The following is a 10673-nucleotide window of genomic DNA, read 5'->3' on the forward strand; positions in this document are numbered from 1 at the left end:
CTGGCCGCCGACATCTACAGCAGGGTCGACGAGCGGGACCTGCCGAAGGTTCGCGAAGCCTGGCGGCGGCATTTCCGGGAAGGCGAGCCTTACCACCCCGAGTACCGGCTCAAGCGGAAGGACGGGCAGGAGGTCTGGACCGCCTGCACCCTGAGGCTAATCAACGATCCCAAGGGCCGGCCGCTGCGCTTGATCGGGGCGATGCAGAACATCACCGCCCGCAAGAAATCCGAACAGCTGCTGTTGCTGGCCAAGGAGGAGGCCGAGGCCGCCAACCGGGCCAAGTCCACCTTCCTCGCGACCATGAGCCACGAAATCCGCACCCCCCTGAACGGCGTGCTGGGGATGGCTCAGGCCATGGCCGCCGACGAGCTGGCCCCCCCGCAGCGCATGCGGCTGGACGTGATCCGCCAGTCCGGCGAGGCCCTGCTGGCGATCCTGAACGACGTGCTGGACCTCTCCAAGATCGAAGCCGGCAAGCTGGAGCTCGAGCAGACCGAGTTCGACATCGCCGAACTGGCCCGCGGCGCCCAGGCCGCTTTCGACGCCGTGGCGCGGGAGCGGAGGCTGGCTTTTTCGCTGCGCATCGACGCCGCCGCCAGGGGCGTCTACCTCGGCGACGCCGTGCGGGTGCGCCAGATCCTGTTCAACCTGGTCTCCAACGCCCTGAAGTTCACCGAAACTGGCGCCGTGGCCGTGCGCGTCGGGCGCAACCGCCAGGGGCTGAAGCTGACAGTCAAGGACAGCGGCATCGGCATCGACCCTGAGCGGCTCGCCGGGCTGTTCCAGAAGTTCGAGCAGGCCGACGCCTCCACCACCCGCCGGTTCGGCGGTACGGGCCTGGGCCTGTCGATCTGCCGCGAACTGGCCGAGCTGATGGGCGGCTCCATCTCGGCTGCGAGCCGGCCGGGCGAGGGGGCGGTGTTCTCCGTCACCCTGCCGCTCGAGCGGCTGCGCGACGCCGAGCCCGTCGAGGCGACGCACGCGCCTGCCGCGCCCGCCCAGGAGTCGCCGCAGCTGCGCATTCTGGCCGCCGAAGACAACCCGGTAAACCAGCTGGTGCTGACCACCCTGCTGGGCCAGGCCGGCGTGGCGCCGACCATCGTCGACACCGGCCGCAAGGCGGTGGAGGCCTGGGAGAGCGGCGACTGGGACGTCATCCTGATGGACGTCCAGATGCCGGAGATGGACGGTCCGACGGCGGCGCAGGTGATCCGCGGCCGGGAGGCCGAGACCGGCCGGGCCCGCACGCCGATCGTGGCGCTGACGGCCAACGCCATGTCGCACCAGGAAGCGGAGTACCTGGCCTGCGGCATGGACGCCGTGGTCGCCAAGCCGATCCAGGTGGAGCTGCTGTTCGCCGCCCTGCGGCAGGTGCTGGACGGTCCGGCCGAAGCGCAGGCCGCCTGACGACGGTTGCCATCGCGCCGGAACTGGCGCCCACTGGCGCATACAACGACGTTAGGCGAGGACGACCATGGACGACATGGCGGCTGCCCCGGCGGGCCTGGACGTAGGCCCCCACCTCGAGGCGATGCGCCGCGACGGCTACACCATCATCGACGACTTCCTGAGCTCGGCCCAGGTCGAGGCGGCGCGGACGGGCCTGGAGCCCTTCCTCGGTCATTATCGCGGGCGCAACGACTTTGAGGGCCGCGAAACCGAGCGGGTCTACACCTTGGTGGCCCGCGCGCCGGTGTTCCAGGACGCCGCCGAGGAGCCCCGGCTGATGGCGATCCTGGGGGCGTTCCTCCAGCCCCGGTTCCTGCTGACCGCCAGCCAGGCGATCTGCATCTATCCTGGCGAAGCGGCCCAGCGGCTGCACACCGACGACAGCTTTTATCCGATCCCCCGACCGCGGCCGGCGCTCAGCATCACGGTCATCGTCGCGATCGACGCCTTCACCGAAGAGAACGGCGCGACGGTGATCGTTCCCGGCAGCCATCGCTGGAGCGACGCCGAGCTCACCGCGATGCGCGAGGCGCGCGAGGCGGGGCGGCCGGTCCCGGAGGTGGACGACGCCAAGCGGCCGGCGGTGATGCCCCCCGGCGCGGCGCTGATCATGCTGGGCACGCTGTTGCACGGCGGCGGGGCCAATCGCAGCCACGCCCCGCGCCTGGCCTTCACCAATCAATATTGCGAGCCTTGGGTACGGACGCAGGAGAACTTCTTCCTCGCGATTCCGAAGGAGATGGTTCGCGGCTATTCGCCGAGGGTGCGCGAGCTGCTCGGTTACGACACGCGGATGAACAGCTTCATGGGGATGGTCACGGCCGAGACGCCCGCCAAGGCGCTGGAGCCTGGCTGGGCCCCGCCCGTCGTCCGCCAGGCCCCGCAGGGCGCCTAGCGGGTGAGGGTTATCGTCGTCGGCGGCGGGAACGCGGCCTTCGCCGCGGCCGCCGCGGCGCGCGAAGGGGGCGCGGAAGTCACGGTCCTGGAGCGCGCGCCGAAGGCCGAGGCCGGGGGAAACTCCCGCTTCACGGCCGGGGCGATGCGCCTGGCCTATTCCGGGGTCGAGGACCTTCGCCGGCTGATGCCCGACCTGACCGACGAGGAGGTCGCCCGCACCGACTTCGGCGCCTACGCCGAGGAGCAGTTCTTCGAGGACATGGGCCGGGTCACCGAGTACCGCACCGACCCGGAACTCTGCGAGCTCCTGGTGCGCCGCAGCCGCCCGACTCTGTTCTGGATGGCGGAGAAGGGCGTCCGCTTCGCGCCGATCTGGGGCCGGCAGGCCTTCCAGGTGGACGGCCGCTTCAAGTTCTGGGGCGGTCTGACCGTGGAGGCGTGGGGCGGCGGGCCGGGACTGGTGGACGCCTGGACGGGGATCGCGGTGCGGGAGGGTATCCAGGTCCGCTACGGCGCCCGTGCCCTGTCGCTGATCGCCGGCGACGATGGGGTGCGGGGCGTGCGGGCGAGGATTGAGGGGCGCACCCATGAACTGGCCGCCGACGCGGTCGTGCTGGCCGCAGGCGGGTTCCAGGCGAATGCCGAGTGGAGGACCCGCTACCTGGGGCCGGGCTGGGATTTGGCCAAGGTGCGCGGCAGCCGGTTCAACACCGGCGATGGCCTCAAGATGGCGCTGGAGATCGGGGCGATGCCCTATGGCCACTGGTCCGGCTGCCATGCGGTGGGATGGGAGCGCAACGCGCCGGAGTTCGGCGACCTGACGGTCGGCGACGGGTTCCAGAAGCACTCCTACCCATTCGGGATAATGCTCAACGCCCGCGGCGAGCGGTTCGTCGACGAGGGCGCGGATTTCCGCAACTACACCTACGCCAAGTACGGCCGGGAGATCCTGGCCCAGCCGCGGCAGTTCGCCTGGCAGGTGTTCGACGCCAAGACCCGCCACCTGCTGCGCGACGAATACCGCATCCGGCAGGTCACCAAAGTGACGGCGGACACGCTGGAGGCCCTCGTCGAGAAGCTGGAAGACGTGGACGCCGTTCGGGCTCTCGACACCATCCGCGCCTTCAACGGCGCCGTGGGGGCCGACGTGTCCTTTGATCCGAACGTGAAGGACGGCAAGGCGGCCAGGGCCGTGAGCCCGCCCAAGTCCAACTGGGCCCAGGCCATCGATACGCCGCCGTTCGAGGCGTACGCCGTCACCTGCGGCATCACGTTCACTTTTGGCGGGGTGCGGATCGACCGGTCCGGGCGGGTGCTGGACGTCGACCTTGCGCCGATCCCGGGCCTCTACGCCGCCGGCGAGATGGTCGGCGGGCTGTTCTGGCACAACTATCCCGGCGGCACGGGCCTGACAGCCGGCGCGGTGTTCGGCAAGATCGCCGGCGCGAGCGCCGCCCAGGACGGCGCGGCCTAGGGGGAACCTGTCCGAGCGCAGCGGCTTTCGGGTGCGGGAGCCCCTGACCGGTGAACTTGATCGACAGCCTCGCTGGCCTGATCGCCCAGGCCGAGCGTCAGACCGGCGTGCCGCCCTGGGCTTTCAGCCTGGGCCTGATGGCCATCGCGCTTGCCGCCGCCCTGGTCCTGCATGAGATCCTGGTCCGGCTGGTCCGGCGGGCGATGCGCAGAGCGAACGAGTTCTGGCGGCCCTTGGTGGTGCGCACGCGAAGGCCGGGGCGCTGGGCCCTTGTCATCGTCGCGCTGGCGGCCTCATCGACCATCGCGCCCCTGCCGAAGGCGCTGGAGGGCGGCCTCAAGCACCTGCTGCTGATCGGCTTCATCGTGCTGCTCGGCTGGACTGCGTACATCGCCCTGGACATCGGCACGGCGCTCTACATGCGCCGTTTCCGGGTGGACGTTTCGGACAACCTTCTCGCCCGCAAGCACCTGACGCAGGTCCGCATCCTGCGGCGGGCATTGATCATACTCATCTTCATCGTCACCGCTGGTCTGGCGCTGATGACCGTCAGCGGCGTGCGCCAGTGGGGCGTCAGCCTGCTTGCGGCGGGCGGTGCGGCCTCGATCATCGTCGGCCTGGCGCTGCAGCCGCTGTTGTTCAATCTGATCGCTGGCATCCAGATCGCCATGACCCAGCCGATCCGCATCGACGACGCCGTGGTGGTCGAAGGCGAGTGGGGCAACGTCGAGGAGATCACCGCCACCTACGTGGTCATCCGGATCTGGGACCAGCGCCGCCTCGTTCTGCCGCTCAGCTACTTCCTGCAGAAGCCGTTCCAGAACTGGACGCGCGAGAACGCGGAGCTGATCGGGGTGGTGTTCGTCCACGTGGACTATGCGGCGCCCGTGCCCGCCATCCGCGCCAAGCTCGAGGAGATCGCCCGCGCCTCGCCCCGGTGGGACGGGCGGGTGGCGGTGCTGCAGGTCACTGAACTGCGCGAGCGGACCATGGAGCTGCGCTGCCTGGTCAGCGCCCGCAACGCTGGCGAGGCGTTCGACCTGCGCTGCGAGGTGCGCGAGAAGCTGGTGGCCTTCCTGAAGGCCGAGCACCCGGAGGCGCTGCCCCGGGAGCGCATCGAGCTGCCGTCCGGCGAAGGCGCCTATGAGGACGCGCGCAGCTTCGCGCCCCGAGAGCCGCAGCCGCCTAGCGGCCGGGCGTGAGCGCGATCACGCGTTCGGTGACAGCCTCCACAGCGGGCCGCGAGTAGGCGAGGGGGACGTACTCGCCTCGCGCCCAGAGCGGGAAGAGGTCGCGGAAGTGAGGGCTGGCCGGGTCTTCCGACTGGCCGGGTGTGTTGACCACCCGGCTGTTGTCCCAGGCGCCCACGTCCAGGACCATTCGGAAGGAGGCGCCGGAAACGACGCGGAAGTCCGAGGGCCGCCAGGTGGCGGCGAGCGGTGAGTGCGCCGTGCCCGACATCGGCGTCGGGCCGACCGCCAGCCGCTCGCGCTCGGCAACGGGGAGCAGCGGCGACAGCGGATGCTCGAACTTGGCTTGGTGCAGGTCGCCCCAGCGCCACTTCTCCGGATCGGGTCCCAGCCGGCCCTCCACCTCCCGCCACGCGCCGGCGAGGCTCGGCAGGATGATCGGCGTCCGCAGCGTCGGCGAGCGCTCCAAGAGGTTCACGGCGGCCGCCAGGTCGCCGCCGCCTAGCATCTCGCGCACCGGGCGGGGCGCGGCGCGGTTCACGGCCGCCGGCCCCAGGTGCTTCATGATCCAGGTCTCGAACAACGCCGCCCCGGCGCTGTCGGCCGCCGCGCGCCGGTCCCATGAGCGCAGCAGGGCCAGCGCGGCGTTCGCTTCGCGGTCCCGACGGCCGGCCCGGGCCGGCAGCAGCGGGATCAGCCGGTCGGCGATGGTGTTGTAGGGGTCGGTCTGCAGGGCCATGGAGTCGGCGACGCTGACCTTGTCGTCCTCGCCCAGCACCTTGGCGATCCGGTCCATCCGCGCCCGGTTCGACCACTCGAACCCGACCTTGCGCTCGGCGAGGGGGAAGCCTGGCGGCAGGTTCATCTGGTTGGCGGAGCCGAGCCAGCCCTGCGGCGGGTCGTAGCTGGACGGCAGCTCCTCGGCCGACAGGAACCCGCCCCACTCATAGCGGCCGTCGCCGGGCACCGGCATCAGGCCGTCCCACGCCGGCCGGCGTGGGACCTTGCCCGCCGCGACCCAGCCGATGTGGCCGGAGGTGTCGGCGTACATCTGGTTCTCGGACGGCGCGCCCCAGCGCCGCAGGGCCGAGGAGAAGCCCGCCCAGTCCTTGGCGGTCATGTAGTCGACCGAGCCGAAGTAGGCGCCGGTCCCAGGCTCGCTCCAGACGCTGCGGACCGCGAAGGCGCGTCGGGACTTGGGATCGCGGAACACCACAGGGCCGTGGCGGGTGAAGCGAAGCTCTACGATCCTGGGCGGTTCGCCCTTAACCTCGATGGCCTCGCGCACCATCCGCATCGGCTCCCACCCCTCACCGAAGCGGTAGCGGTCGGGATCGGCCGGGTCGGTCTCGTAGACGTACAGGTCCTCCTGGTCGGCGTTGAAGATGGTCAGGCCGAAGGCGATGGTCCCGTTGTGGCCGATGGAGATTCCCGGCAGGGCCGGCTCGCCGGCGCCGATCACCGAGAAGCCCGGCGCCTCCAGGTGGACGATGTAGCGGAGCGAGGGGACGCCGTGCTCCCGGTGCGGGTCGTTGGCGAGGATCGGCCGGCCGGTCTCGGTGCGGCCGCCGGAGACCGTCCAGTTGTTGGAGCCGACGGCGTCAGGGGAGGGCGCATCGAGTCCCGCCTGCGCGCCCACGCCGGCCGGCAGGCGGAAGCCGCCGGTGGCCAGCTGGTAGTCCTCGAGCACCGTCTCGGGGATGTCGCAGGGATCCAAACCCTCGGGGACCTTCGTCCGCCACTCCGGCTCCAGCAGCCGGAACAGCCGCGCCGCGCCGACTCCGCCGGCCCGGCAAGCGATGCGCGCCCGGCCGACCTCGCTGGCGGCGTTGCGGGAGAGGGCGTGGCTGCGGATCCGCACCACGTCCTCGGGGCTCCAGCGGTTCGGGCGCGTGCCGGCCAGCCGGAACGCCTCGGGCAGCGGGCGGCGACCCTCATCCACCTCGGCGACGTAGGCGTTGATCCCGGCGACGAAAGCCTCGGCGTAGCCCTTGGCGTGGGGGCCGTAGGCGGCCCACTCGGCGTCCATGTCGCCGCGATAGAGGAAGAGGCGGGCGGCGCGGTCCTTTTCGGCGAACGCCGGGCCATAGTCCCTGGCCAGCAGGCCCAGCCCCCGCTTGCGCCAGGTGTCGATCTGCCAGAGCCGGTCGCGGGCGACGTTGTAGCCCTGCAGGAAGAACGCGTCCCGCACCGAGCCCGCGTAGATGTGGGAGATCCCCCAGCGGTCGATGCGGATCTCGGCCGGCGCGGCGAGACCCGCCAGCGTCCGGGTTTCGCGGGCCGGCTCGGCGCCGGCGGAAGGGGAGGCGAGAGCCAGCACGGCGCTCGCGACAAGCGGGAAGAGGGCGCGCATTCGGCCAGCTAAGAGGGATTCGACCCTCGCCGCGCTGGCCGAAAAATTGACGAAGCCCAAGGCGCCTGATCCTACTCGGCCACGCCGCCAAATCGCCTTGTGAAACGGGACGACTTCTCCATGAGAGCCAACAACCAGATCGTCCTCTCCAGCGACCACACCGCCATTCAGCTCCGGCAGGCGATCGCCGCCCATATCGCGGCGCAGGGCTGGGAGGTGGTCGACATCGGACCCACGAGCTCGGAGAGCACGCCCTATCCTCAGCACGGCGAAGCGGCCGCGCGGCGGGTCGCCTCCGGCGACTGCCGATTCGGGATCATCCTCTGCGGCACCGGGCAGGGGATCATGATGGCGGCGAACAAGGTCAAGGGCATCCGTTGCGGCGTGTGCGTCGACACATTCTCAGCCCGGATGATCCGCCAACACAACGACGCCAACATGCTTTCGATCGGCGCGCGGGTGGTGGGCGAAGGCCTGGCGCTCGACCTTGTGGACGCCTTCCTGACCGCCGAGTTCGAGGGCGGCCGGCACGCGCCGCGGGTGGAGATGATCGGGGCGCTGGAGGGATAGCGACGGCCCGGCTACGCTTTGGGAACCGACGCGCAATTCACTACTTAGATAACATGAGGCGATGATCCCCGTCGGGCGCTCGCCGGGGGTTCGTCTTCCCATGTTCCGCCTGTACCGCCTCCTGTCCTGCCTGGCCGTGGCCGGCGGACTGGCGTTCGCGGACGCGGCTCACGCCGGCGTCTGCTCCGGGCCGCTCCCCAAGCCCGGAGAGGTGATCGAAGGCCCGGTCCTGCACGTCGAGGACGGCCAGACGCTTTGCGTCGCCGAGGGTTTCGAGCCGGAGAAGTGGGTGCCGCTCCGTGTGGCCGACGCGGCCGGCGACGGGACGCCGAAGAGCGCCCTGATGGCGGCGGCCTTCGGCAAGGACGCCGTGTGCAAGATCGAGGCGCTGGCCGACGGTCACGCCGTCGCCTCCTGCACCATCGAGCAGCGACCCCTCGCGGCCTTGCTGCAGAAGCCCGGGGTTCTCAAGGCCGCCGGCGACTGGCGTTAGCCGCCCTGGCCCGCCGCCCTCGGCGGGTGCTACAGCGCGGCCATGTCCTCCACCCGCCTGTCCTGGCCGCATGCGCTGCTCGCCCTGGCCGTGACGGCGGTGTGGGGGACCAATTTCGTCGTCATCCGCTGGGCGCTGGACGACCTGCCGCCATTCACCCTGGCGGCGCTGCGGTTCACCTTCGCGGCCCTGCCGGCGATCTTCTTCGTGCGCAGGCCGACTGTGCCGTGGAGGGACCTCGCCGCATACGGCCTGCTGATCGGGGCCGGCCAGTTCGGGCTGCTGTTCCTGGCGATGGACGGCCATATTTCGCCGGGGCTGGCCTCGCTGGTCGTCCAGGCCCAGGTGTTCTTCACCGTCGGCATGGCCATGGTCATCAGCCACGAGCGCCTGCGCGGCTACCAGTGGGCCGCGCTCGTGCTCGGCGCGGCCGGGTTGGCGGTGATCGCCCTCCGGTCCCAGGGCGATGCGACCCTGCTCGGTCTCGGGCTGGTGTTGCTCGCCGCCCTCTGCTGGGCGGGGGGCAACCTCGTCGCTCGCCGCAGCCCGCAGGCCTCCATGCTGGCCTTCGTGATCTGGTCGAGCCTGTTTTCCGCCCCGCCGCTGATCCTACTGGCGCTGTTCGTCGAAGGACCGGCCGCCATCGCCGACGGCGTGCGAGCCGCCGACGCCGGCACCTGGGGGGCTGTGGCCTGGCAGACGGTGGGCAACACCTTGTTCGGCTACTCGGCGTGGGGCTTCCTGCTGGCCCGTAACGCCGCGGCCGCCGTCTCGCCGATGGCGTTGCTGGTGCCGGTGTTCGGCATGGGGGCCTCGGCCCTGCTGCTGGGCGAGGGGATGCCGGCCTGGAAGCTGGCGGCCGCGGCCCTGGTGCTCGGCGGGCTGGCGCTGAACCTGCTCTGGCCGCTGCTGGGAGGGGCGCGGGCGGCGGGGGTGGCGCAGCGCACCGGCGCCAGCTAAGCGGGGCCCCATGTCCGACGACATCGAGCCGTTCCACGCCATCGCCATCAGCCGCATCGCCCACGAGCTGAAGGGGCAGGGGCGCTCGGTGCTGCACATGGAGTTCGGCCAGCCGTCCACCGGCGCGCCCCAGGCCGCCCTGGAGGTCGCCCACCGCGTGCTGGACAGCGACCCGATGGGCTACTGGGAGAGCACGGCGCTGACCTCGCGCATCGCCAGCCAGTACGCCGAGACCTACGGCGTGGCGGTCGAGCCCGAGCAGATCGTGCTGACCTGCGGCGCCTCGCCGGCCCTGGTGATGGCGCTGGCGTCGAGCTTCAAGCCCGGTGACGTGGTGGCCATCGCCCGGCCTGGCTACGTCGCCTACCGCAATACGCTCAAAGCGCTGAACATGGTCCCGCTGGAGCTGCCCTGCGGCCATGCCGAGCGGTTCCGCCTGAGCGCGGCGCAGATCGCCGCCATCGACCCGGCGCCGGCCGGCCTGATCGTCGCCAGCCCCGCGAACCCGACGGGCGCCATCATCCCGGGCGAGGAGCTCGCCGCCATCGCCCGGATCTGCCGCGAGCGGGGGATCCGCATCGTCTCCGACGAGATCTACCACGGCCTCTCCTACGGCGAGGCGGCCCGCTCGATGCTGGAGTTCGAGCCGCAGGCGCTGGTGATCAACAGCTTCTCGAAATACTTCAGCATGGCCGGCTGGCGGCTCGGCTGGCTGGTTTCGCCGCCGGAGCATGTGGCCCGCGCCCGGGCTTTCATGGGCGCCCTGTTCCTGACCGCCCCCTCGCTCGCCCAGCACGCGGCGCTGGCCGCCATGGACTGCCGCGAGGAGCTGGACGGCCACGTCGAGGTCTACCGCGAGAACCGCCAGCTGCTGCTGGAAGCCCTGCCCGCACTCGGGCTGACGGCCATCGCCCCGCCGGACGGCGCCTTCTACATCTACGCCGACATCGGCCACCTGACGAACGACAGCCTGGCCTTCTGCGAACGGCTGCTCCGCGACACCGGGGTGGCGACCGCGCCGGGCGTCGACTTCGACCCCGTCGAGGGCCGCCGGTTCATCCGCTTCAGCTTCGCCGTCTCCACCCCCGAGGTGGAGGAGGCGCTCAGCCGCCTCAAGCCCTGGTTCGCCGCTCAGGCGCCGGCGCGCGGCGCCTAGCTCCTCTCTCTCGTCATCGCCGGCTTCAGGCCGTGCGCCAGCGCAACGGTGTGGGTCGCCGAGACACGCCCGGCGATGGGCAATGAGAAGAGTACGCGACGCGTCGCCGCACATCTGCGCGCGGACCA

At 71.1% G+C, this 10673-nt stretch carries 9 protein-coding genes; 8 read left to right on the forward strand and 1 reads right to left on the reverse strand.

Translation table 11 applies throughout. The features are described 5' to 3' along the window. The 4 genes from VHK87_RS18105 to VHK87_RS18120 all read left to right on the forward strand — a co-directional run. On the forward strand, window positions 1–1410 hold a 1410-nt coding region (locus VHK87_RS18105; protein WP_329636291.1), incomplete at its 5' end, for a PAS domain-containing hybrid sensor histidine kinase/response regulator. Between the two features lie 67 nt (window positions 1411–1477). Then, window positions 1478–2347 (forward strand): phytanoyl-CoA dioxygenase family protein, encoded by an 870-nt coding sequence (locus VHK87_RS18110; RefSeq protein WP_329636292.1) that lies wholly within the window; start codon window positions 1478–1480, stop codon window positions 2345–2347. Window positions 2348–2350: 3 nt separating this feature from the next. Beyond that, window positions 2351–3823 (forward strand): FAD-dependent tricarballylate dehydrogenase TcuA, encoded by a 1473-nt coding sequence (gene tcuA, locus VHK87_RS18115; protein WP_329636293.1) that lies wholly within the window; start codon window positions 2351–2353, stop codon window positions 3821–3823. Between the two features lie 50 nt (window positions 3824–3873). Beyond that, window positions 3874–5025, forward strand: a complete 1152-nt coding sequence (locus VHK87_RS18120) for a mechanosensitive ion channel family protein (protein ID WP_329636294.1) — start codon at window positions 3874–3876, stop codon at window positions 5023–5025. Here VHK87_RS18120 and VHK87_RS18125 read toward each other — a convergent pair. Beyond that, the gene (locus tag VHK87_RS18125; RefSeq protein ID WP_329636295.1) at window positions 5009–7366 is read right to left on the reverse strand and encodes a penicillin acylase family protein; all 2358 of its coding nucleotides are present in this window, start codon (window positions 7364–7366) and stop codon (window positions 5009–5011) included. The two genes, VHK87_RS18120 and VHK87_RS18125, sit on opposite strands and share 17 nt — an antisense overlap. 120 nt (window positions 7367–7486) lie before the next feature. On the opposite strand from VHK87_RS18125, the gene rpiB reads away from it, so the two are divergent. The 4 genes from rpiB to VHK87_RS18145 all read left to right on the forward strand — a co-directional run bounded on the left by rpiB (window position 7487) and on the right by VHK87_RS18145 (window position 10545). Continuing rightward, on the forward strand, window positions 7487–7936 hold the full coding sequence (gene rpiB, locus VHK87_RS18130) for a ribose 5-phosphate isomerase B (RefSeq protein WP_329636296.1): 450 nt from the start codon (window positions 7487–7489) through the stop codon (window positions 7934–7936). A gap of 100 nt (window positions 7937–8036) precedes the next feature. After that, window positions 8037–8429 (forward strand): hypothetical protein, encoded by a 393-nt coding sequence (locus VHK87_RS18135; RefSeq protein WP_329636297.1) that lies wholly within the window; start codon window positions 8037–8039, stop codon window positions 8427–8429. A gap of 42 nt (window positions 8430–8471) precedes the next feature. Further along, window positions 8472–9389 carry an EamA family transporter gene (locus tag VHK87_RS18140; protein WP_329636298.1) on the forward strand — a complete coding sequence of 306 codons (918 nt, stop codon included), beginning with the start codon at window positions 8472–8474 and terminating at the stop codon, window positions 9387–9389. A gap of 10 nt (window positions 9390–9399) precedes the next feature. Beyond that, the gene (locus VHK87_RS18145; RefSeq protein WP_329636299.1) at window positions 9400–10545 is read left to right on the forward strand and encodes an aminotransferase class I/II-fold pyridoxal phosphate-dependent enzyme; all 1146 of its coding nucleotides are present in this window, start codon (window positions 9400–9402) and stop codon (window positions 10543–10545) included. The last annotated feature ends 128 nt before the right edge of the window (window positions 10546–10673 follow it).

The sequence above is a fragment of the Phenylobacterium sp. genome (assembly GCF_036263695.1).
GTDB lineage: Bacteria > Pseudomonadota > Alphaproteobacteria > Caulobacterales > Caulobacteraceae > Phenylobacterium.